Consider the following 21261-nt stretch of genomic DNA (forward strand, 5'->3'; position numbering starts at 1 on the left):
GCTCTGTCTCGCCCTGGTCGGCCCTCACCTCGGGTGACCGCCCGCGGGGCTGGGTTCGGCCCGTGCCGCGCGGCCAGCCGCGGCGCGCGGCCGGCCGTGCCGCGTCGCCAGCCGGGCCGCCGCACCGCCGCGCCCGGAACGGGCGGCCGGTCACGGCACCGTCGTCGAGCAGGTGGTTCGGGCGGGTCCGGCGCGGGACGAACCCACCTCGCCTGCTCGACCCACCAGGACCGCCTGGTCGGGCTCATGCCGAGCCGACACGCGGACCCGACCCCGCGGGCCTGCGACCAGACCAGGGTTCCCCTCGCCCGACCAGGGTTCTCCCTCGCGGGGTGGGGTGCTCAGGTGGTCGCCGGTGGGCGCCAGGGGAGGGGTGGGAGCTCGGGCGGGGGGCCGTCGGCGCCGGGGGAGCACAGGGGCCAGCGCTCGCCGACGAACCGGAGGGCGAGGGAGCCGAGCACGGCGGCGACGAGCGAGCCGGCGAGGATGCCGATCTTGGCCTGCTCGATGAGCGCCTCGTCGTCGAACGCGAGCTCGGCGATGAAGAGCGAGATGGTGAAGCCGATGCCGGCGAGGATCGCGCCGCCGAGCAGGTGCGAGTAGCGCACCCTGCCCGGGAGGTCGCCGAGCCCGAGGCGCAGGGCGAGCGTCGCGGCGCCGAAGATGCCGACGGCGTTGCCCACGACGAGCGCGACGGCGACGCCGATCGTCACGGGCGACGTCGCCGCGGTCCGCAGCGACTCGGCGTCGAGCTGCACGCCCGCGTTGGCGAGGCCGAACACGGGCACGACGACGTACGCGCTCCACGGGTGCAGGACGCGCTGGAGGCGTTCGCTCGTGGGCACCGCCGCGCGCGCGGCGAGCTCGGTGAGGTGCTCGCGCTCCGCCGTCGTCTCCTGGGCGAGACGCTTGGCGTACTTGGGGACGACCGCGACGTCGACGGGACGCGACGAGCGCGACGGGACGAGCAGCCCCACGAGGACGCCGGCGAGCGTCGCGTGGACGCCGGACGCGTAGACCGCGCCCCACAGCGCGATCCCGACGAGGACGTACGGCGCCAGACGCCACACGCCGAGCCACCGCAGCACGACGATCACGACGACGAGCACGGCGGCGACGAGGAGCCCGGGGAGCCAGAGGTCGTCGGTGTAGAAGAGCGCCATGACGGTGATGGCGCCGATGTCGTCCACGACGGCGAGCGTGAGGAGGAACAGCCGGAGCTGGTCGGGGCAGCGCGGTCCGAACAGGGCGAGGATGCCCACGAGGAACGCCGTGTCGGTCGACATGACGATGCCCCACCCGTGCTGCGCGGGCGACCCGGCGTTGAAGGCGACGTAGATGAGCGCCGGCACGGCGAGGCCGCCGAGCGCACCGAGCGCGGGCACTGCGACGGTCCGCCGGTTGCGCAGCTCCCCGCTCGTCACCTCGCGGTTGATCTCGAGCCCGATGACGAGGAAGAACACGGCCATCGCGGCGTCGTTGACCCAGTGGTGCAGGTCCATCTCGAACGACCAGGGCCCGACGTGCCAGCCCGCGGTCGCCGACCACAGGTCGTCGTAGGCGCCCGACCAGGCGGAGTTGGCCCACACGAGCGCGACGACGGTCGCGACGAGCAGCAGCACCGCGCCGCCCGCCTCGGTCGCGAGGAACGACCGCAGGGAGGGCGCGACGGGACGCAGCTGGAAGCGCAGCGGCGGGCCCGGCCGGGCGGGGACGCGGACGATCGGGAACGACGACGGCGGAGCGGGCTCGGTCACGGGGCCTCCGGGTGGTCGGGGACGGGCGACGCCCCCGGGCGTCGGACGTGCGAGCGGGGATCTTCGGGCCTTCGGGCCAACCCTGGGCCGGCCCTGCGCTGGGACAACTCTTCCGGGCGGGAGTTCCTTCCGCAACGGGCCGGGTGCCGCGGAGTTCTCCACCGCCCTGTCCACAGTGTGGAAAAGTTCTTCCGAATCTCTTGTGTCCTCGGTCACGCGCTGCTAGCGTCGTGCGTGCCAACGGCGGGCCCGGGCCGAGCGACGCGCTCGGTGGTCGACGTGATCGATCCGACACCGGCAGCTACCTACCAGGCGGAAGTGACAACTCGCCTGCAGCGGCCCGCCGGCCGCCTCCTCCCGGCTCATCGACGAGCCGGACAGCCGGAGGCGGAGCACCCGGCGTCGCTGCCCGAACCGTGGAGACTCACCATGGACACTCTTGTCGTGGACGCAGCACACCTGGACCGAGCCGTCGCCCTCGCGGTCGACAGCGTCGCGAACGCCGGAGGACCCTTCGGCGCCGTGATCGTCACCGCCGACGGGCAGGTGTTCGAGGGCAACAACCGGGTCACGCAGGACAACGACCCCACCGCGCACGCCGAGGTCACCGCGATCCGGCGCGCGTGCGCCGCGCTCGGCACGTTCGACCTCACCGGCGCGATGCTCTACTCGAGCTGCGAGCCCTGCCCCATGTGCCTCGCGTCCGCCCTCTGGGCGCGCGTGCAGACCGTGTACTTCGCCGCCGACCGCCACGACGCCGCGAGCGCCGGGTTCGACGACGCCGAGTTCTACGACTTCTTCGCCGCGGACCCGGCCGACCGGAGCATGCGGGTCGTGCACGAGCGCACGGCCACCGCCACCGCGCCGTTCGACGCGTGGCGCGTCCTCGAGTCCCGGATCGAGTACTGAGCGGCCGCGCGGCCGATCAGCACCGCGATCTCGCACCGAAAGGACACAAGGACGTGACCCTCCTCGGCACGCGGCGGGAGACCGCCGAGAACGACGACGCACGCGGCACCGGCCCGGCCACCGGCCGGCTGGACCGCTTCTTCAAGATCACCGAGCGCGGCTCGACCACGGGGCGCGAGCTCCGCGGCGGCCTGGTGACCTTCTTCGCGATGGCGTACATCGTCATTCTCAACCCCCTCATCCTCGGCGGGACGAGCGCCGAGAACGCACCCGTCGACGTCGCGGGCGGGTGGCTCCAGACGGCGCAGGTCGGTGCGATGACCGGCCTCGCCGCCGGCGGCCTGACCATCCTGTTCGGCCTCGTCGCGAACCTCCCGTTCGCGCTCGCGGCCGGGCTGGGCATCAACTCGTTCCTCGCGGTCGCCGTCATCGGCGACGTGACGTGGCCCGAGGCGATGGGGCTCGTGCTCGTCAACGGCCTGCTCATCGTGCTGCTCGCCGTCACGGGCGCGCGGTCGGCGATCTTCAACGCCGTCCCGCGCCAGCTCAAGGCGGCGATCACCGTCGGCATCGGCCTGTTCATCGCGTTCATCGGGTTCGTCGACGCGGGGTTCGTCACGCGCACCCCGGGCGGGCCGCCGGTCCAGCTCGGCGACGGCGGCTCGATCACCTCGGTCCCGACCCTCGTGTTCGTCGTCGGCCTGCTCACCATGGGCATCCTCGTGGCGCGCAAGGTCAAGGGCGGTCTGCTCATCGGTCTCGTCGCGACGACCGTCGTCGCGATCGTCGCCGAGTCCGTGCTGCACCTCGGCCCGGCGTCCGACGACAACCCCGGCGGCTGGCACCTCACGGTGCCGACGCTGCCGAGCTCGCTCGTCTCCGTGCCGGACCTCAGCCTGCTGGGGCAGTTCTCGTTCGGCGCGTTCGACCGGATCGGGGCGCTCGCGGCGACGATGCTCGTGTTCACGCTGTTCTTCACGAACTTCTTCGACGCGATGGGCACCATGACGGGGCTCGCCAAGCAGGGCGGCCTCGCCGACGCGGACGGCAACTTCCCGCGCATCAAGTCGGCGCTCGTCGTCGAGGGCGTGGGCGCGGTCGTGGGCGGCGCGACGTCGTCGTCGTCGAACACGGTGTTCGTCGACTCGGCCGCGGGCGTGGGCGAGGGCGCGCGGACGGGCCTCGCGTCCGTCGTCACCGGCGGGCTGTTCCTGGTCGCGATGTTCCTCACGCCGCTCACGGCCGTGGTCCCGATCGAGGTCGCGAGCGCGGTGCTCGTGGTCGTCGGCGCGATGATGATGGGCCAGATCAAGGAGATCGACCTGACCGACTTCACGGTCACCCTCCCGGTCTTCCTCACGATCGTGACCATGCCGCTCACGTACTCGATCGCCAACGGCATCGGGATCGGGTTCGTCACGTGGGTCCTGCTGCGGTTCGCGTGCGGCAAGGCGCGCGACGTCCACCCCCTGCTGTGGGTGGTCGCGGCCGGGTTCGTCGTGTACTTCGTGCGCGGTCCCCTGACCGCGGTCGTGGGAGGCTGAGCCTCGACATCGACCGCACGGCCGACGGGTCGCCCGCTCCTCCGGGTGGCCCGTCGGCGTGCACGGGAACGTGGGAGGGCAGGCATGGCCGGGACTGCGCGCGTGAGCGTCGACGAGCACCGCGCGGACGTCGCGGCGCTCCTCGCCCCCCTCGTCGAGGCGGCCCGACGGCGCACGCGCACCGAGACCGTCGTCCTCGCCGACGCGCTCGGCCGGGTCCTCGCGGGCGACCTCGTCGCGCCCGTCGCCGTCCCGCTGTTCCGCAACTCCCAGATGGACGGCTACGCCGTGCGGGCCGCGGACGTCGTCGGGGCGAGCGCGGACGCGCCCGTCCGGCTCCGCGTCGCGGCCGAGATCCCCGCGGCCCCGGGCGTCCCTGCGCGCCTCGCGCCGGGCACCGCGGCCCGCATCATGACGGGTGCGCCCGTGCCCGACGGCGCGGACGCCGTCGTCCCCGTCGAGGACACCGTCGCGGGGACCTTCGCGGGCACGTCGCGACCCGACGTCGGCGGTCCCACGGTGGCCGACCCGACCGTCCCCGGCGCGAGCCACGCGGTCGAGGTACGGGTGCCACGGTCGGCGGGAGACTTCGTGCGGGAGGCGGGCTCCGACGTCCGGCCCGGCGACGTGCTCCTCGCGGACGGCACCGTCCTCGCGCCGCACCACCTCGCCGCCGCGGCGGCGTGCGGGGTGGGGCGCGTGCGGGTGGTCGCCCGGCCGCGCGTCGCCGTCCTGTCGACGGGGTCGGAGCTCGTCGGACCGGGCGAGACGCCGGGGCCGGGGCAGGTCTTCGACGCCAACGCCGACGCGCTCGGCGCCGCCGTGCGGCGCGCGGGCGGGGAGGTCGTGGGCACGGCCCGCTGCGGCGACGACGCCGCGCGGTTCGCCGCCGTGCTCGCCGAGGCGACCGCGGTCGCAGACCTCGTCGTCACGTCGGGCGGCGTGTCGCAGGGCGCGTACGAGGTGGTCAAGGACGTGCTCGGGGGCCCCGGTGCCGTCGCCGGTCAGGACGCCGGTCGGGAGGTCGGCCGGGCGACGTCGCCGGGCGTCACCTTCCGGTCGGTCGCGATGCAGCCCGGCGGGCCGCAGGGGTTCGGCACCGTGCACGGGACGCCCGTGCTCACGTTCCCCGGCAACCCGGTGAGCGCCCAGGTGTCGTTCGCGATGTTCCTGCGCGAGCCGCTCGAGCGGGCGGCGGGTCTGCCCGGGGCCGAGCGCGTGCGCACGGCGGTCCTCGCCGAGCCGCTGACCTCGCCCGCGGGGAAGCGACAGCTCCTGCGCGGCGCGACCGGCCCCGACGGCACGGTCCGGGTCGTCGGGGGAGCGGGGTCGCACCTCGTCGCGTCGATGGCGCGGGCGGACGTGCTCGTGGACGTGCCCGCCGACGTGACAGAGTGGGCCGCCGGGACCGAGGTGGAGGTACGAGAGCTGTGAGCGAGACGCAGGGCGAGTCCCCGGGGGCGGCCCAGGGCGGGGCGTCCGAGGACGTGAGCCGCGTGACGACGGACGTGCTCGACGACGCGGTGTCGCGCGCCGTCGAGGACGCGGTCGCGGGCCCCGAGTGCGGCGCCGTCGTGACGTTCCGCGGCGTGGTCCGCGACGTCGACGGCGGCCGCGGCGTGACCCGGCTCGACTACGAGGCGCACCCCGACGCGACCGCGGTGATCCGACGGTGCGTGGCCGGTGTGGCGGCCGAGACCGGGCTGCGCGTCGCCGCCGTCCACCGGTACGGGACCCTGGGGATCGGCGACGTGGCGCTCGTCGCGTCGGCGGCCGCGGGTCACCGCCGTGAGGCGTTCGAGGCGTGCTCGCTGCTCGTCGAGCGCATCAAGGCGGAGGTGCCGATCTGGAAGCGGCAGCACTTCGACGACGGCGTCTCGGAGTGGGTCGGGCTGTAGCGGACCGACCCCTGCGACCGCGCCGGCGAACGAGCCGCCGAACGGGCCGGCGAACGACGAGAGGCGAGAAGTGGCCCCCGGCTCGGGCCGGGGAGGGACCACTTCTCGCCTCTCGTGCGTCGGGCTGCGGATCCGCCGTGCGACGACGATGTCGGGCGGGACGCTCCCGGTCGCGCGCTCGTCGCGCGGACCGTGGGTGGGACGGGTCGGGTCAGCGCGTGGTGGGGCGGTTGTCGAGCAGCATGCCGATGCCCAGCCCGACGGCGGTGCCGAGGACGAGGCCGAACCAGCTCAGCACGACGGTCCCGACGACGGCGCCGATCGCCGCGCCGAGGACGCTCTTGGTCCCGGCCTTCCAGCTCCCGGAGCGCTCGTCGGTGCGGTAGATCGGCAGCGCGGAGGTGGTGTTGTCCGGCGTCGCCGTGGGCGCGTCGGAGGGTGAGTTCGCGGGGCGATTGAGGGGTGCAGGGGAGATCGTCGTCACGGCATCCATGGTAGGAAGGCCCGTCCCGCGTGACCTGGGCAGACGCGTCGCGGTGACCGGCTTCACCCTATGATCTGCGCCACCGTCGCGACGCTCAGCCGCCGATCGCGCCCATGCTGCGCGACGTCGGCGCGAACGCGTCGGCGGCGAGCGTCGGGGCGTCGCTGCCGTGGGCGAGCGGCTTGCGCCACATGGCGCCCTGCCACGCGCGGGCGAGGGCGTCGTCGCGCTCGTCCTCGGCGAGGTCCGTGGAGCGCAGGATCGCGCGCAGGTCGGTCTCGTCGTCGCCGAAGAGGCACGACCGGACCGTGCCCTCGGCGGTGAGGCGCGTGCGGTCGCACGCGCCGCAGAACGAGCGCGTGACGGACGCGATGATCCCGACGGTCTGGGGTCCGCCGTCGACGAGCCACTCCTCGGCGGGTGCGGACGGGTCGTCGCGGCCGACCTCGAGCAGGTCGAAGCGCGTGCCGATTACCGCGAGCAGGTCCGTCGCGGAGACGAGGTCGTCGCGCGTCCAGTGCCCGTCGGCGTCGAGCGGCATCTGCTCGATGAAGCGCAGGTGGCACCCGTGGTCGACCGCCCAGGCGAGCAGGTCGGCGGCGCCCGCGAGCGTCTCGGGCATGAGGACCGCGTTGAGCTTGACGGGCGCGAGCCCGGCGGCGAGCGCGGCCCGGATGCCGGCGAGCACGTCGGGCAGCCGGTCACGGCGTGTGAGCCGCGCGAAGTCCTCGCGGTCCACGGAGTCGAGGGAGATGTTCACGCGGTCGAGGCCGGCGGCGACGAGCTCGTGGACGCGCTTGTCGAGCCCGATCGCGTTGGTCGTCAGCGAGAGCGACACGTCGGGCGCGGCCGCGCGCGCGGCGCGCAGGATGTCCGCGAGGTCGCGGCGCATGAGCGGCTCCCCGCCCGTGAACCGGACGTCGGTGATCCCGAGCCGGCCGACGGCCACGCGCACGACCCGGCCGATCTCGGCAGGTGTGAGGAGGTCGTCGCGCGGGATCGCGGGGAGGCCCTCGGCGGGCATGCAGTAGGTGCAGCGCAGCGAGCACTTCTCGGTGATCGAGATCCGCAGGTCGCGTGCGACGCGGCCGTAGCGGTCGACGAGCGCCTCGGTCGCGGGGCGGCCCGGGGCGAGGTCGGTCGAGGCGTCCGTGGGCGCGCCCGACCGCAGCCTGGGCATCCCGAGCGAGACCGCGGTCATGGCCCGATCGTAGACGTTCCCGGTGCGCGACCCGTGACCCGGGCGACACCGCGTGCTAGCGTGGAGTCCGTCGAGTGGAAGTGAACTTCCATTCAGCGGAACACCTCTCCTCCCGTGGGAGAGCAGTCCAAGGGCGGATTCAAGCCCTGTGTTTCCGGCGCGTCACGGCCGACGCGACCTCGGACACGCAGGGGACTCACCGCAAGGGTTCACTGGAAGGACGCCGGTTCGCCGGCACCCTGGCGGAAGCGAGGCCCACGATGCTCCAGATCGTCGACCAGCTCGCCCCGTGGCTCGGCCCGGGGCAGCCCCCGTTCGCCGTCGCGACGGTGGTCGCGGCGTCCGGCTCCGTGCCGCGACCGGTCGGCACCGCGATGGCCGTGCGCGCCGACGGCGCGGTCCTCGGCAGCCTGTCCGGCGGGTGCGTCGAGGGCGCGGTGCACGCCGCCGCGCTCGACGCGATCACCTCGGGCGCGAGCCACCGCGAGACGTTCGGCTACAGCGACGACGACGCGTTCGCCGTCGGGCTGAGCTGCGGCGGCACGCTCGACGTCCACGTCCAGCCCGTCTTCCCGGGGGACGACGCCGCCCGGGTGCTCGCCGCGCTGGCGGCCCCGTCCGACGGCGGAGCGCGCGCGGGCGCGGACGCCCTGCCGCGTCCTGGCACGGGTTCGTCCGACGGCGACGCCGAGGCCGCCGGGCGCGGGGGCGCGGCGCTCGTGCGCCGGATCGACGGCGCGCAGCGCACCGCGGTCCTCGTCGACGACCCCGGCGCCGCGGACGAGCGGAGCGTCGCCCGGGCGCTGCGGGACCTGGTGGGTCCGGCCGCGCTCGACGCCGCGGCGGCGCAGGTGGTCGCCGTGCTGCGCGCGGGCGGCACGGCGACGGTCCACGCGGCGCACGGAGCGCCGCGGGTCTCGGCGCCCGGCGCGGCGCCCGACCCGGTGAACGGCGCAGCGACGCCAGGCGGCGGGGCCGCGTGCGACGAGACCGAGCCCGTCACGCTGCTCGTCGAGACCCGCCTTCCCGCGCCGCGCTTCCTCGTGTGCGGGGCCAACGACTTCGCCGGCGCGCTCGTGCGGCACGTGCGGCTCCTCGGCTACCGCGTGACCCTCGTCGACGCGCGCGAGGTGTTCGCGGACCCCCGGCGCTTCCCGGAGGCGGAGGTCGTCGTCGAGTGGCCGGACCGGTACCTCGCCGCCGAGGCCGCCGCCGGTCGCGTCGACGCGCGGACGGCCGTCGCGGTCCTCACGCACGACGCCAAGTTCGACGTGCCGCTGCTGCGCCTCGCGCTCGACCTGCCGCTCGCGTACGTCGGGGCGATGGGCTCGCGCCGCTCGCACGCGCAGCGCGTCGCCGCGCTGCGCACGGAGGGCGTGACCGAGGCGGCGCTCGCGCGGCTCCGCTCGCCCATCGGCCTCGACCTCGGGGCAGTGACCCCCGAGGAGGTCGCCGTCTCGATCACCGCGGAGCTCGTCGCGACCCGGCACGGCCGGGCCGCCGTCGTCCCGCTGAGCGGCACCGACGGACCGATCCACGCCGACCCTCCCGTCGCGTCGTCCGACCCCCACCCCGCGGCCGTGGCCGCGCCGATCCCCGAGGAGGCCTCCTGATGGACCTGAGCACCGTCACCGACCTCGTCCCGACCGTCGACCCCGGTGAGTGGCGCGAGGGCGACGCCTGGCTCGCGGGCGGCACCGTCCTGTTCTCCTACGGCAGCCAGACGCTGCGGCGCCTGCTCGACGTGACGAGCGCCGGCTGGCCCGCGCTCGTGGTCACCGACGACGGTCTCGAGATCGCCGCGACGTGCACGGTCGCCGAGCTGTGGGCGTTCGAGGAGAGCCCGCAGGCCGCGCCCGTGCGCGAGCGCTGGACCGCGCTCGACCTGGTGCGCCCGTGCTGCGACAGCTTCGTCGCGTCCTTCAAGATCTGGAACACCTCGACGGTCGGCGGCAACGTCTGCACGTCCCTCCCGGCCGGGCCGATGATCTCCCTCACGGCCGCGCTCGACGGCGTCGCCGAGGTCTGGGGTCCGGGCGGCACCCGCCGGGAGCAGCCGGTCGCCGAGCTCGTCACGGGAGAGCTGACCAACACGCTCGCGCCGGGCGAGCTCCTGCGCGCGATCCGTGTGCCCGACCACGCGCTGCGGTCGCGCACCGCGTTCCGGCGCCTGTCCCTCTCGAACCTCGGGCGCTCGGGCGTCCTGCTGATCGGGCGGGTCGACCCGCCCGACGCCGGGGGCGGGCTCGTCCTCACCGTCACCGCCTCGACGCGGCGGCCCGTGCAGCTCCGGTTCGCCGCCGACACCCTGCCCACGGCGGCCGGGCTCGCCGCGGCGCTCGACGCCGCGATCCCGACCGACCTCTACCACGACGACATCCACGGCCTGCCCGCGTGGCGGCGGGACATGACCTACCGCCTCGGCGAGGAGATCCGCTCCGAGCTCCTCTCCGAGCTCGGCGGCGGCACGGACGGAGACCCCCGATGACCGCGATCGACCCTCGCCCGACCCCGCCCGTCTCGATCGACGGCCGTACGGCGTCGACCGAGCCGCGCGCGGGCCAGTGCCTGCGCACGTACCTGCGCGAGCAGGGGGCGCTCGGCGTCAAGAAGGGCTGCGACGGCGGCGACTGCGGCGCGTGCACGGTCCACGTCGACGGCGTCCCCGTGCACTCGTGCGTCTACCCCGCGCGGCGCGCGGCCGGTCACGAGGTGACGACGATCCAGGGGCTCGCGGCGACGTCGTGCCCGGGCGGTGCCGGAGGGGACGAGGCGGCGGGCGCGTGCGACCACGACCCCCACGGCCCGCAGGAGGCGCTGCACCCGGTGCAGCAGCAGTTCCTCGACGCGCAGGGGTTCCAGTGCGGTTTCTGCACGGCGGGGATGATCATGACCGCCGCGACGTTCGACGACGCGCAGCGCGCGAACCTGCCGCGCAACCTCAAGGGGAACCTGTGCCGCTGCACCGGCTACCGCGCGATCGAGGACGCCGTCCTCGGCCGCGGCGACACGACCGGGACCGCCCGGGGCACGGGGGAGCGCACGCCGTCGGGCGGTGACCACGCCTCTACCTCGGTGGACCACGCCTCTACCTCGGCGGACCAGGGTTCTCCCTCGCGTGACCAGGTCTCTCCCTCGGCGTTCGGGCGGGACGTGCCCGCGCCGGCCGGGCGCGGGGTCGTCACCGGGACGGTGCGGTACACGCTCGACGTGGACCCGGCCGACTACCCGGGCCTGCTCCACCTCAAGCTCGTGCGGTCGCCGCACGCGCACGCGCGGGTCGTCGCGATCGACGCGTCGGCGGCGCTCGCGGTGCCGGGCGTGCACGCCGTGCTCACGCACGAGGACGCGCCCACGACCCGGTTCTCGACCGCGCAGCACGAGCTGTTCACCGACGACCCCGACGACACGCGGGTCCTCGACGACGTCGTGCGGCACGTCGGGCAGCGCGTCGCGGCCGTCGTCGCGGACACGGTCGCGGCGGCCGAGGAGGGCGTGCGGCGGGTGCGCGTCGAGTACGAGGTGCTGCCCGCCGTCGTCGATCCCGAGGACGCGATGACGCCCGGCGCGCCGCTCGTCCACCCCGAGCTCGACGCCGCCGACGCGCGCGTCTCGCGGCCCGAGGCGAACGTCGTCGCCGAGGTGCACTCCGAGCTCGGCGACGTCGAGCGCGGCCTCGCGGAGGCCGACGTCGTGCACGAGGCCACCTACCGCACCCATCGCGTGCAGCACGCGGCGCTCGAGACGCACTGCGCCATCGCGTCGCTCGACGACGACGGCCGGCTCGTCGTGCGGTCGTCCACCCAGGTCCCGTTCCTCGCGCGGCGCCACCTCGCGCGCGTGCTCGACCTCGACCCGGAGCGCGTGCGCGTGCACTGCGAGCGCGTGGGCGGCGGGTTCGGCGGCAAGCAGGAGGTGCTCACCGAGGACGTCGCGGCGCTCGCGACGCTGCGGCTCGGGCGGCCCGTCCAGCTCGAGCTGACCCGCACCGAGCAGTTCGTGGGCACGACGACGCGCCACCCGTTCCGCATCCGGGTGCGCGCGGGCGCGCGACGGGACGGGACGCTCACGGCGCTGCACCTCGACGTGCTCAGCAACACGGGCGCGTACGGGAACCACGGCCCGGGCGTCATGTTCCACGGGTGCGGCGAGTCGCTCGCGGTGTACCGGTGCGAGAACAAGAAGGTCGACGCCCACTGCGTCTACACGAACACGGTGCCCGCGGGAGCGTTCCGCGGGTACGGGCTGTCGCAGATGATCTTCGCCGTCGAGTCCGCCGTCGACGAGCTCGCGCGGCAGCTCGGCATGGACCCGCTCGAGCTGCGGCGCCGCAACGTCGTGCGCGACGGCGACCCCATGCTCTCCACGCACCCGACGCCCGAGGAGGACGTGCTCTACGGCAGCTACGGGCTCGACCAGTGCCTCGACCTGGCCGCCGACGCGCTCGCGCGCGGCCGGGCGCGCGACGTCGCCGCGTACGGGGCAGGTGCGGGGTCGGGGCCGGGCACGCTCCCGGACCTCGGCCCCGAGTGGGGCGTCGGCGAGGGCACCGCGCTGTCCATGATCGACACCGTCCCGCCCCGCGGGCACTACTCCCACGCGCGTGTGCGGCTCCGGCCGGACGGGGTCGTCGAGGCCGAGGTCGGGACCGCCGAGTTCGGCAACGGCACGACGACCGTCCACGCGCAGCTCGTCGCGAGCGCGCTCGGGCAGGACGCCGCCGACGTCGTCGTGCGGCAGTCCGACACCGACCTCGTCGAGCACGACACCGGCGCGTTCGGGTCGACCGGGACCGTCGTCGCGGGCAAGGCGTCGCTCGCCGCCGCGCAGGACCTCGCGGAGGCCGTGCTCAAGGTCGCGGCCGGGATGGCGGGCGCGGCGCCGGGGGACTGCCGGCTCGTGCCCGGAGGCGTCGACTGCGCCGGGACGCTCCTGCCCCTCGCCGACGTCGCGCGGGCCGCGGCCGACGCCGGGATCGAGCTCGTCGCCGAGGGCCGCTGGGGCGGCACGCCGCGCTCCGTCGCGTTCAACGTCCACGGCTTCCGGGTCGCGGTGCACCGCGGGACGGGCGAGATCCGCATCCTCCAGTCCGTCCAGGCCGCCGACGCCGGCGAGGTCGTCAACCCGCGCCAGTGCCGCGGCCAGGTCGAGGGCGGCATCGCGCAGGCCCTCGGCGCCGCGCTCTACGAGAACGTGATCGTCGACGACACCGGTCGCGTGACGACCGACATCTTCCGCCAGTACCACCTGCCCACCTTCGCGGACACCCCGCGCAGCGAGGTCTACTTCGCGCGGACGTCGGACACGGTCGGGCCGATGGGCGCGAAGTCGATGAGCGAGAGCCCGTTCAACCCGGTGGCCCCCGCGCTCGCCAACGCGATCCGTGCCGCGACGGGCGTGCGCTTCACGGAGCTCCCGCTCGCCCGCGACCGCGTCTACCTGGGCATCAAGGCCGCCACCACCCCCTGAGCGCGGAGAACAGTCGCGTCCGACGCCGGTCGGCGCGACCGTCTCCCGCGCTCAGCGGGGCGTGGGGTCGTCCAGGAGGTCGAGGTCGGCCGCGGTGTCGAGGTCGCGGCCGTCGCCGGGGTGGTCGACGACGTCGACCAGGTCGGCGTGGGCGCGCAGGAAGTCGCGCGCGCCGCGGTCGCCGCGGGCGCTCGCGGCGGCGGGCCGCGCGAGCGCGGCATCGAGGACGAGCGGGTGCGCCCACCGAGGACGGTCCGCCTCCGCCGCGCGCTCCGCCCCCGCAGCGTCGTCCGCAGCGACCTCCGACCCCACCGCGCCGTGCGCCCCTGCTGCGCCCTCGGGGTCGGCCCGCCACCGCGACGCGGTCACGCGCCCGGGGCGGTGCGCGGCGAGCAGGCGCGCGACGTCGTCGGGCCCGACGCCGGGCTGGTCCACGTGCGCGACGACGACCCGGGCGGGGACGAGGTCGAGGGCGGCGGCGACGCCGACGCGCAGGGACGACGCCATCCCGGTGGCCCAGCCGGGGTTGTCGACGACGTGCACCCCGGGCCCGTCGAGCGACGAGCCGGCTCGCACGCGCGCGGCCTCGGCGCCGAGGACCACGACGACGGCGTCGCACCCGCCCGCGAGGAGGACGGCGGTCGCATGCTCGACGAGCGTGCCGCCGCGGTGGGGGAGCAGCGCCTTGGGCCCGCGCCCGAGCCGCGTCCCGGCCCCGGCCGCGAGCAGGACGGCGACGGTGGGCGTCGCGCGCGCGGTCGTGGTCGCGGTCGTGGGCGGGGTCGGCACCCGGCCAGGATAGGTCGCCGCCGAACCCGGGGTCTCTCCCCGGACGGCCGCGCCGGTGAGGAGCGACCCCGGGTTCGACGGCCGTGCGCGAACCTGCGGCCACCAGTCGGTTTTACCAACCCTTGGGGGTTTCATCGGCGGGGCAGGATGCCGCTATGCTCGGCGCGCCAGGGCGGGCGACGCTCCCGCAGCGTGCGGGCGCCCGCGGTCGTTCCGCACGACGAGCGAAGGAGTCCGGATGAGCTTCATGGAGAAGCTGCGCGGCCAGCTGATCGACATCATCGAGTTCCTCGACGAGAGCCGGGACACGATCGTCTGGCGCTTCCCGCGCCAGGGCAACGAGATCAAGAACCAGGCGCAGCTCGTCGTGCGCGAGGGGCAGAGCGCCGTCTTCGTGAGCGAGGGCCGGCTCGCCGACGTGTTCGGGCCGGGCACGTACACGCTCGAGACCAAGAACCTGCCGATCCTGTCGACGATCCAGGGCTGGAAGTACGGGTTCAACTCTCCGTTCAAGGCGGAGGTGTACTTCGTCGCGACGCGCCAGTTCACCGACCTCACGTGGGGCACGCAGAACCCGGTGATCCTGCGCGACCCGGAGCTCGGCGCGGTTCGCATCCGGGCGTTCGGGACGTACGCGCTCCAGGTCGTGGACCCGTCGGCGCTGCTGCGTCAGCTCGTGGGGACCGACCCGCAGTTCCGCACCGACGAGATCGGCGACTACTTCCGCCGCCTCGTGGTCGGCCAGCTCGGCCCGGCGCTCGCAGAGGCGGGCGTCGCCGCGATCGACCTCGCCGCGAACCAGCGCGAGATCGCCACGCGGCTCGCGGGCCAGCTCTCGGAGGACCTGTCCGAGTACGGCATCGCCGTGCCGCGCTTCGTCCTCGAGAACGTCTCCTTCCCGCCCGAGGTCGAGGCGGCGCTCGACAAGCGGACGCAGATGGCCGTGGTCGGGAACCTCGACCAGTACACCAAGTTCCAGGCGGCGAACGCGATCGAGACGGCCGCCGCGAACCCCGGGGGTGCGGGCGACGGGCTGGGGCTCGGCGCCGGGATGGGCCTCGGGGCGGCCATGGGGCAGCAGCTCGCGCAGTCGCTCGGGACGACGGCGGCCCAGCCGGCCCCGGCCCCGGCGGCGCCCGCGGGGCCGCCGCCCCTGCCTGGCGCGGAGTCGCCCTGGTACTGGGCGGTCGGCGGCACGCAGGCCGGGCCCGGCACGACGGCGGACCTCGCCGGCCGCGTCCGGTCCGGCGAGGTGACGCGCGCGTCGCTCGTGTGGCAGGAGGGCATGGCCGCGTGGACCGCCGCGGGCGAGGTGCCCGCGCTCGCGCCGTTGTTCGCGGCGACCCCGCCGCCCTTGCCTCCGACAGGTGCCCCGACCGGCGGCCCGACCGGCCCGCAGGCGGGCTGACGGTGAGCGACACCCAGGACGAGCTCGTCCGCACGCGCTGCGACGCGTGCGGGTCGCAGCTCGCGTACGCGCCGGGCACGCAGCACCTGCGCTGCGTGGCGTGCGGCGGGACCGTCGCGATCGTGCACGCGCCGGGCGACGCCGTCGACGAGCACTCGTTCGACGCGTGGGCCGCGGCGCAGGGCGGGGTGCGCGCCGGGATCCTCGACGCGCGGGTCCTCACGTGCGACGGCTGCGGCGCGACCACGCAGGGGACCGACCTGTCCGTCGCGTGCCGGTTCTGCGGCGGGCACCTTGTCGCGACGGCGGAGACGGACGGGCTGGTGCAACCCGAGGCCGTCGTGCCGTTCGGGGTCGAGCAGGCGCAGGCGCGCGACGCGTTCCGGCGCTGGGTGCGCTCGCGCTGGTTCGCGCCGGGCGAGCTGAAGAAGGTCGGCGACACGGAGTCCCTGCACGGCTCCTACGTGCCGCACTGGACGTTCGACGCCCGCACGTCGTCGGCGTACTCGGGGCAGCGCGGGGACGCCTACTACGTGACCGTCAAGAACGGGGACGAGGAGCGCCAGGAGCGGAGGGTCAGCTGGACGCCCGTCTCCGGGCACGTCGCGCGCGACTTCGACGACGTGCTCGTCCCCGCGTCGTCGCAGGTCGCCGAGCGCGACCTGTCGAAGCTCGGCCCGTGGCCGCTGTCGCACGCGGTGCCGTTCCGCGCCGAGTACCTCGCGGGGTTCTCGGCGGCGCGCTACGACGTCGAGCCCCCGGTCGGCCTCGACCGCGCGAAGCAGAAGATGGCGCCGGTGATCAAGGGCGACGTCGAGCGCGACATCGGGGGCGACGAGCAGCGCGTCGGCTCGATCCGCACCGCCTACGCGGACGTGATGTTCAAGCTCGTGCTGCTGCCGCTGTGGATCGCGACGTACGTGTACGCGGGCAAGCAGTGGCAGGTCATGGTCAACGCGAACACCGGCCAGGTGATCGGGCGGCGCCCCTACAGCGTGGGCAAGATCGTCCTCGCCGTGCTGGTGGGCCTGCTGGTCGTCGGCGCGCTCGTGTTCTGGTACGTGCGCTCGCAGTCGTGAGCGTCAGGCGTCCCGGCGCGCGTCGTACGCGTGCTGGGACGCCGTCACCTCCGCGACCGAGCCCTCGAGGACGTCGAGCAGCCCCGTGAGGCTGTCGGCGACGCGGCGCCCGAGGTCGGTGAGGGAGTACTCGACGTGCGGCGGGATGGTCGCGCGCACCTCGCGCACGACGATGCCGTCGCGCTCGAGGGACTGGAGGGTCTGGGCGAGCATCTTCTCGCTGACGCCGTCGATGCGGCGCCGCAGCGCGTTGAAGCGCACCGCGCCGTCGCGCAGGCCGGCGACCGTGAGCACGCCCCAGCGTCCGGTGACGGTCTCGAGGACGTGTCGCGACGTGCAGCCGCGCTGGAAGACGTCGGCCACCATCGCGTCGGTGGGTCCGGTGTCCTCCGCGGGGCGGGCGTCGGTCGTCATCGACCCAGGATACGGCGACCACCCAGAGAACGGCACTGTGAGATAGAACGCGCGCTCTCAGAGTTGGCACTTACGAAAAGTAAGTGCATCCTGGGAGGGCGCGGCCGACCGGTCGTGCCCACGCACCGAAGGAGCCCTCGCATGTCCATCGCCGTCACCGGAGCCAGCGGCCACCTCGGCCGCCTCGTCGTCGAGTCCCTCCTCGCCCACGGCGCGGACCCGTCCCAGGTGGTCGCCGCCGCGCGGACCACCACCAAGGTCGCCGACCTCGCCGACCGTGGTGTCCAGGTACGCGAGGCCGACTACGCGCGCCCGGAGACGCTCGCCGCGGCGCTCGCGGGCGTCGACGTGCTCGTGCTGGTGTCGGGTTCCGAGGTGGGGCAGCGGGTCCCGCAGCACCGCAACGTCGTCGAGGCGGCCGTCGCGGCCGGCGTCTCCCGCGTGATCTACACCAGCGCCCCGCACGCGACGACCTCCGCGCTCGTCCTCGCGCCCGAGCACAAGGCCACGGAGGAGATCCTGGCCGCCTCGGGCCTGGCGACCACGATCCTGCGGAACAACTGGTACACGGAGAACTACGTCGGCGACGTCGTGGGCGCCCGCGAGTCCGGCGAGATCGTGTCGAGCGTCGGCGACGGTCGGGTCGCGAGCGCGACCCGTGCGGACTACGCCGAGGCCGCGGCAGTCGTCGCCCTCGCCGCGCAGGCGGACGCCTCCGCGCACGCGGGGGCCGTCTACGAGCTGAGCGGCGACGTCGCGTGGACGTTCGACGACCTCGCCGCCGCAGCCGCCGAGGTGCTCGGGCGCCCCGTCACCTACCGGCGCGTGAGCCCCGACGAGCACCGGGCGCTCCTGCTGGGGGCTGGACTGGACGAGGGCACCGCCGGGTTCGTCGTCGCGCTGGACGGCAACATCCGCGACGGGCTGCTCGCCGAGACGTCGGGGGAGCTCGCGCGCCTGCTGGGCCGCTCGACGACCCCGCTGGTCGACGGGCTGCGCGCCGCCGTCGAACAGGACTGAGAGGTCGCGACGTGGCCGTCCGGGGTGCCGGGAGGCCACGTCGCGGCACCCGTCAGGAGGGCGTCAGTGCGACGCCTTGACGACGAGCACCGGGACGGGCGAGTCGAGGAGCACGCGCTGCGTGGTGCTGCCGAGGAGGAACTTGCCGACCGGCGACCGCTTGCGCGCGCCCACGACGACGAGGTCGGGGCCGGTGCGCTCGGCCGCGTCGATGATCGCCTCGGCGGGGTCGAGGTGCTCCGAGCGGTAGGAGATCTCGGGGCGGGCGACCTCGGCGGGAAGCGTGTCGAGCAGGTGCGCGAGGGTCGCGGGGACCCCCGCGTCGGCGTCCTGCGGGGTGAGGACGAGGACCGCGAGGGCGGTCGAGCGGTGGACCGCCTCGGCGACGGCCGCCCGGAACGCGGTCTCGCCCTGCGGGGAGTCGTTGTACGCCACGAGGACGGTCATCGCGGGCCCTTCCGTCATTCCGTCGTGCTGCGGTTGAACTCTCTCACAGCCCTGCGGGCGTCGCCGGTCGACGCGGTCCCCCCGCGACGGGACCTCCGGGTCGACCGGGCCGACCGAGCACGGCCTCCGGCACGGTGAGCGTCGGCGGCAGCAGCGGCGGGACGACCTCGCGCAGGACCGCCTCGATCTCCCGGCGCCGGCGCGCCCCGAGCCGCTCGGCGGGCGCGGTGACGCTCACCGCGGCGACGGACTGGCCGTCGCGCAGCACGGGCAGGGCGACGCAGCTGATGCCCGGCTCGTTCTCCTCCGTCTCGGTCGCGAACCCGCTCGCACGGGTCGCGTCGCACGTCGCGCGGAGCGCGGCCGCGGTGACGGGGTGCTCGTCGGGGGCGGCCGCCGCGTACCAGGCGAGGGCGGCGTCGTCCAGGGCGCGGTGGGCCAGCAGCGCGCGCCCCAGGGCCGTGGTGGCCGCGGGGCGACGTCGGCCGACGGCCGACCAGACGCGCACGGCGCGCGCGGGCTCGACCTTGTCGAGGTAGACGATCTCGGTCCCGGCGAGGGCGCCGAGGTGCACGAGCTCGTCCGTCGCCCGGCAGACCGCGACGAGCACCGGGTGCAGGAGCGCGGGCAGGTTCTCCTCGCCGAGGTACACCGTCGCGAGCGCGGTCGCCGCGGGGCCCAGCCGGTAGTCGCCCGTCGTGGCGTCCTGCTCGGCGTAGCCCCGGTGGCGCAGCGCCGCGAGCGTGCGGTGCAGCGAGGCCTTGTGCAGCCCGAGCGAGCGTGCGAGGTCGCCGAGGGCCACCCCGCCGGGGCCGGCCGTGGCGAGCGCCTCGAGCGCGGTCAGCGCCTTGTCGACGCTCCCGAGCGGGCTCGCGGCGTGCCCGCCCGCCGCGTGCTCGCTGCCCTCCGGCAGGGGGGACGCCGTGCTCCCGGCTTCCATCGTCGTGGCTCCTTCGCCTAGAGTACGTTCCGTAGTGAACAACAGGCGTTCACCATAGCGAAACGGAGCGAGGATGTCATCCCACGGACCCATCGAGACGATCGCGCGTGCCCGCGTCGTGCCGGTCGTCGTCGTCGACGACGCGGCGCAGGGCGTGCTCGTCGCGACCGCGCTGCGCGACGGCGGGCTGCCGGTCGCGGAGGTCACCTTCCGCACCGCGGGTGCCCGCGCCGCGATCGAGGCGGTCGCGCGCGAGGTGCCGGACGTGCTCGTCGGCGCGGGGACCGTGGTCAACGCGGCCCAGGTCGACGAGGCCGTCGAGGCCGGGGCGCGGTTCCTCGTCTCGCCCGGGCTCTCGGCCGCCGTCGTGCGTCGTGCGCAGGAGCTCGGGGTGCCGGTCCTGCCCGGGGTCGCGACGCCGTCGGACGTCATCGCCGCGCTCGACCTCGGCCTCGACGCCGTGAAGCTCTTCCCGGCGAACGTCGTCGGCGGCCCCGCGGCCGTCAAGGCGTTCTCCGCGCCCTTCCCGGGCCTGCGCTTCGTCCCGACCGGCGGTGTGAGCGCCGCCAACCTGCTCGACTACCTCGCGCTGCCGTCGGTGCTCGCGGCCGGCGGCTCCTGGATGGTCGACGCCGCGCTCGTGCGCGCGGGGGACACCGCCGAGATCACCCGCCGCACGCGCGAGGCCGTCGAGCTCGCCGCGACGGCCCCCCACCCCGCCGAAGGAGCCTGACCCGTGCCCGACACGACCCGGAACCAGCCCCCGCTCGCTCTCCGACCCGCGGACGAGTGCGCCTACGACGTCGTCGCCCTCGGCGAGGTCATGCTCCGCCTCGACCCGGGCGAGCGCCGCATCAAGACCGCCCGCAGCTTCGACGCGTGGGAGGGCGGCGGCGAGTACAACGTCGCGCGCGGGCTGCGCCGTGCCTTCGGCCTGCGCGGCGCCGTCGTCACCGCGCTCGCGGACAACGAGGTCGGCCGCCTCGTCGAGGACCTCATGCTCACCGGCGGCCTCGACACGTGCTGGGTGCAGTGGCGCGAGTACGACGGCATCGGCCGCACCGTGCGGAACGGGCTCAACTTCACCGAGCGCGGTTTCGGCGTGCGCGGCGCGGTCGGCGTCTCCGACCGCGGCAACACGGCGATCGCCCAGCTCCGGCCCGACGACGTCGACTGGGACGACGTGTTCGGCAGCGGCGTCCGTTGGTTCCACACGGGCGGCATCTTCGCCGCGCTGTCCGAGTCGTCCGCGGACGTCGCGGAGGCGGCCATGGCCGCCGCGCGTCGGCACGGCACGATCGTGTCCTACGACCTCAACTACCGTCCCTCGCTCTGGACGGGCATCGGCGGCGTCGAGCGCGCGCAGGAGGTCAACCGCCGCCTGGCCCGCTACGTCGACGTGATGATCGGCAACGAGGAGGACTTCACGGCCTCGCTGGGCTTCGAGGTGGAGGGCGTCGACGAGAACCTCACCGACCTCGACACCGGAGCCTTCCGCGCGATGATCGCGCGGGCCGCCGAGGAGTACCCCAACTTCCAGGTCGTCGCGACGACGCTGCGCGGCGTGAGGACCGCGACCGTCAACGACTGGGGCGCCGTCGCGTGGTCGCGCGTCCAGGGCTTCGCCGAGGCGACGCACCGCCCCGGCCTGGAGATCCTCGACCGCGTGGGCGGCGGCGACTCGTTCGCGTCGGGCCTCGCGTACGGGCTCATGGAGCTCGGCTCGATCCACGAGGCGGTCGAGTACGGCGCCGCGCACGGCGCCCTCGCCATGACGACGCCGGGCGACACGTCGACGGCGTCGCTCGCCGAGGTGCGCAAGCTGGCCTCGGGCGGCAGCGCGCGCGTCCAGCGCTGACCGGGGTCGCGAGAGCGCGGCACGGGGCGTCGGCCGGTCGGTCG

The 21261-nt window shown here is 75.2% G+C and carries 19 protein-coding genes; 12 read left to right on the top strand and 7 right to left on the bottom strand.

The genetic code is table 11. The annotated features are described in order from the left end of the window. Positions 1-341 precede the first annotated feature (341 nt). Entirely contained in the window at positions 342-1757 is a 1416-nt protein-coding gene (gene nhaA / locus ABWU78_RS16330; RefSeq protein ID WP_253050963.1) for a Na+/H+ antiporter NhaA, read from the bottom strand. Between the two features lie 429 nt (positions 1758-2186). Here nhaA and ABWU78_RS16335 point away from each other — a divergent pair, with 429 nt between their 5' ends. The 4 genes from ABWU78_RS16335 (at position 2187) to ABWU78_RS16350 (ending at position 6108) form a co-directional block, all read left to right on the top strand. After that, positions 2187-2666, top strand: a complete 480-nt coding sequence (locus ABWU78_RS16335; RefSeq protein ID WP_439158971.1) for a nucleoside deaminase — start codon at positions 2187-2189, stop codon at positions 2664-2666. A gap of 53 nt (positions 2667-2719) precedes the next feature. Then, entirely contained in the window at positions 2720-4210 is a 1491-nt protein-coding gene (locus tag ABWU78_RS16340) for an NCS2 family permease (RefSeq protein ID WP_439158972.1), read from the top strand. Positions 4211-4294: 84 nt separating this feature from the next. After that, positions 4295-5644 carry a molybdopterin molybdotransferase MoeA gene (locus ABWU78_RS16345; RefSeq protein ID WP_439158973.1) on the top strand — a complete coding sequence of 450 codons (1350 nt, stop codon included), beginning with the start codon at positions 4295-4297 and terminating at the stop codon, positions 5642-5644. Continuing rightward, entirely contained in the window at positions 5641-6108 is a 468-nt protein-coding gene (locus tag ABWU78_RS16350) for a molybdenum cofactor biosynthesis protein MoaE (protein ID WP_253050967.1), read from the top strand. Before ABWU78_RS16345 ends, ABWU78_RS16350 begins: the two co-directional genes overlap by 4 nt. Positions 6109-6319: 211 nt before the next feature. On the opposite strand, the gene ABWU78_RS16355 is transcribed toward ABWU78_RS16350, so the two are convergent. Together ABWU78_RS16355 and moaA are read right to left on the bottom strand one after the other, a co-directional pair. After that, a complete protein-coding gene (locus ABWU78_RS16355) occupies positions 6320-6592 on the bottom strand; it encodes a DUF456 domain-containing protein (RefSeq protein ID WP_253050968.1) in 273 nt (90 codons plus the stop codon). Positions 6593-6686: 94 nt separating this feature from the next. Beyond that, positions 6687-7793 carry a GTP 3',8-cyclase MoaA gene (gene moaA / locus ABWU78_RS16360; protein ID WP_439158974.1) on the bottom strand — a complete coding sequence of 369 codons (1107 nt, stop codon included), beginning with the start codon at positions 7791-7793 and terminating at the stop codon, positions 6687-6689. 260 nt (positions 7794-8053) lie between these two features. Between moaA and ABWU78_RS16365 the strand changes: the two genes are divergently transcribed. The 3 genes from ABWU78_RS16365 to ABWU78_RS16375 are packed head-to-tail and all read left to right on the top strand — an operon-like array spanning position 8054 to position 13262. Next, the gene (locus ABWU78_RS16365) at positions 8054-9406 is read left to right on the top strand and encodes an XdhC family protein (RefSeq protein WP_253050970.1); all 1353 of its coding nucleotides are present in this window, start codon (positions 8054-8056) and stop codon (positions 9404-9406) included. Next, positions 9406-10281, top strand: a complete 876-nt coding sequence (locus ABWU78_RS16370; protein WP_253050971.1) for an FAD binding domain-containing protein — start codon at positions 9406-9408, stop codon at positions 10279-10281. The genes ABWU78_RS16365 and ABWU78_RS16370 overlap by 1 nt, the downstream gene beginning before the upstream one ends. After that, on the top strand, positions 10278-13262 hold the full coding sequence (locus tag ABWU78_RS16375) for a molybdopterin-dependent oxidoreductase (RefSeq protein ID WP_253050972.1): 2985 nt from the start codon (positions 10278-10280) through the stop codon (positions 13260-13262). The genes ABWU78_RS16370 and ABWU78_RS16375 overlap by 4 nt, the downstream gene beginning before the upstream one ends. A 51-nt stretch (positions 13263-13313) precedes the next feature. On the opposite strand, the gene ABWU78_RS16380 is transcribed toward ABWU78_RS16375, so the two are convergent. Continuing rightward, positions 13314-14051: a nucleotidyltransferase family protein gene (locus tag ABWU78_RS16380; protein WP_439158975.1), complete on the bottom strand. Its 738-nt coding sequence runs from the start codon at positions 14049-14051 to the stop codon at positions 13314-13316. A 238-nt stretch (positions 14052-14289) separates the two neighbouring features. Here ABWU78_RS16380 and ABWU78_RS16385 point away from each other — a divergent pair, with 238 nt between their 5' ends. Both ABWU78_RS16385 and ABWU78_RS16390 read left to right on the top strand, forming a co-directional pair. Continuing rightward, positions 14290-15459 carry an SPFH domain-containing protein gene (locus tag ABWU78_RS16385; RefSeq protein WP_439158976.1) on the top strand — a complete coding sequence of 390 codons (1170 nt, stop codon included), beginning with the start codon at positions 14290-14292 and terminating at the stop codon, positions 15457-15459. Positions 15460-15461: 2 nt separating this feature from the next. Next, positions 15462-16538, top strand: coding sequence for a hypothetical protein (locus ABWU78_RS16390; RefSeq protein WP_439158977.1), 1077 nt, complete (start codon positions 15462-15464; stop codon positions 16536-16538). A gap of 3 nt (positions 16539-16541) precedes the next feature. Here the strand turns inward: ABWU78_RS16390 and ABWU78_RS16395 are convergent, their stop codons facing one another. After that, positions 16542-16952, bottom strand: coding sequence for a winged helix-turn-helix transcriptional regulator (locus ABWU78_RS16395; protein WP_253050976.1), 411 nt, complete (start codon positions 16950-16952; stop codon positions 16542-16544). Between the two features lie 141 nt (positions 16953-17093). Here ABWU78_RS16395 and ABWU78_RS16400 point away from each other — a divergent pair, with 141 nt between their 5' ends. Then, a complete protein-coding gene (locus ABWU78_RS16400; protein ID WP_439158978.1) occupies positions 17094-17972 on the top strand; it encodes an NAD(P)H-binding protein in 879 nt (292 codons plus the stop codon). A gap of 63 nt (positions 17973-18035) precedes the next feature. Here the strand turns inward: ABWU78_RS16400 and ABWU78_RS16405 are convergent, their stop codons facing one another. Continuing rightward, positions 18036-18419, bottom strand: a complete 384-nt coding sequence (locus tag ABWU78_RS16405; protein ID WP_253050978.1) for a universal stress protein — start codon at positions 18417-18419, stop codon at positions 18036-18038. Between the two features lie 43 nt (positions 18420-18462). Next, entirely contained in the window at positions 18463-19359 is an 897-nt protein-coding gene (locus ABWU78_RS16410) for an IclR family transcriptional regulator (protein ID WP_439158979.1), read from the bottom strand. A gap of 73 nt (positions 19360-19432) precedes the next feature. On the opposite strand from ABWU78_RS16410, the gene eda reads away from it, so the two are divergent. Together eda and ABWU78_RS16420 are read left to right on the top strand one after the other, a co-directional pair. Further along, on the top strand, positions 19433-20092 hold the full coding sequence (eda, locus tag ABWU78_RS16415; RefSeq protein WP_253050980.1) for a bifunctional 4-hydroxy-2-oxoglutarate aldolase/2-dehydro-3-deoxy-phosphogluconate aldolase: 660 nt from the start codon (positions 19433-19435) through the stop codon (positions 20090-20092). Positions 20093-20095: 3 nt separating this feature from the next. Next, on the top strand, positions 20096-21217 hold the full coding sequence (locus ABWU78_RS16420) for a PfkB family carbohydrate kinase (protein WP_439158980.1): 1122 nt from the start codon (positions 20096-20098) through the stop codon (positions 21215-21217). Positions 21218-21261: the final 44 nt, after the last annotated feature.

Source organism: Cellulosimicrobium sp. CpK407, assembly GCF_051844275.1.
Taxonomy (GTDB): Bacteria; Actinomycetota; Actinomycetes; order Actinomycetales; family Cellulomonadaceae; genus Cellulosimicrobium; species Cellulosimicrobium cellulans_G.

Excerpts from the sequence above, each read along its gene's own strand:
- ABWU78_RS16335 (WP_439158971.1), top strand. The coding sequence starts at position 2,187 with ATGGACACTCTTGTCGTGGACGCAGCACACCTGGACCGAGCCGTCGCC.
- ABWU78_RS16345 (WP_439158973.1), top strand. The coding sequence starts at position 4,295 with ATGGCCGGGACTGCGCGCGTGAGCGTCGACGAGCACCGCGCGGACGTC.
- moaA (WP_439158974.1), bottom strand. The coding sequence starts at position 7,793 with ATGACCGCGGTCTCGCTCGGGATGCCCAGGCTGCGGTCGGGCGCGCCC.
- ABWU78_RS16365 (WP_253050970.1), top strand. The coding sequence starts at position 8,054 with ATGCTCCAGATCGTCGACCAGCTCGCCCCGTGGCTCGGCCCGGGGCAG.
- ABWU78_RS16370 (WP_253050971.1), top strand. The coding sequence starts at position 9,406 with ATGGACCTGAGCACCGTCACCGACCTCGTCCCGACCGTCGACCCCGGT.
- ABWU78_RS16375 (WP_253050972.1), top strand. The coding sequence starts at position 10,278 with ATGACCGCGATCGACCCTCGCCCGACCCCGCCCGTCTCGATCGACGGC.
- ABWU78_RS16385 (WP_439158976.1), top strand. The coding sequence starts at position 14,290 with ATGAGCTTCATGGAGAAGCTGCGCGGCCAGCTGATCGACATCATCGAG.
- ABWU78_RS16395 (WP_253050976.1), bottom strand. The coding sequence starts at position 16,952 with ATGACGACCGACGCCCGCCCCGCGGAGGACACCGGACCCACCGACGCG.
- ABWU78_RS16400 (WP_439158978.1), top strand. The coding sequence starts at position 17,094 with ATGTCCATCGCCGTCACCGGAGCCAGCGGCCACCTCGGCCGCCTCGTC.
- ABWU78_RS16405 (WP_253050978.1), bottom strand. The coding sequence starts at position 18,419 with ATGACCGTCCTCGTGGCGTACAACGACTCCCCGCAGGGCGAGACCGCG.
- ABWU78_RS16410 (WP_439158979.1), bottom strand. The coding sequence starts at position 19,359 with ATGGAAGCCGGGAGCACGGCGTCCCCCCTGCCGGAGGGCAGCGAGCAC.
- eda (WP_253050980.1), top strand. The coding sequence starts at position 19,433 with ATGTCATCCCACGGACCCATCGAGACGATCGCGCGTGCCCGCGTCGTG.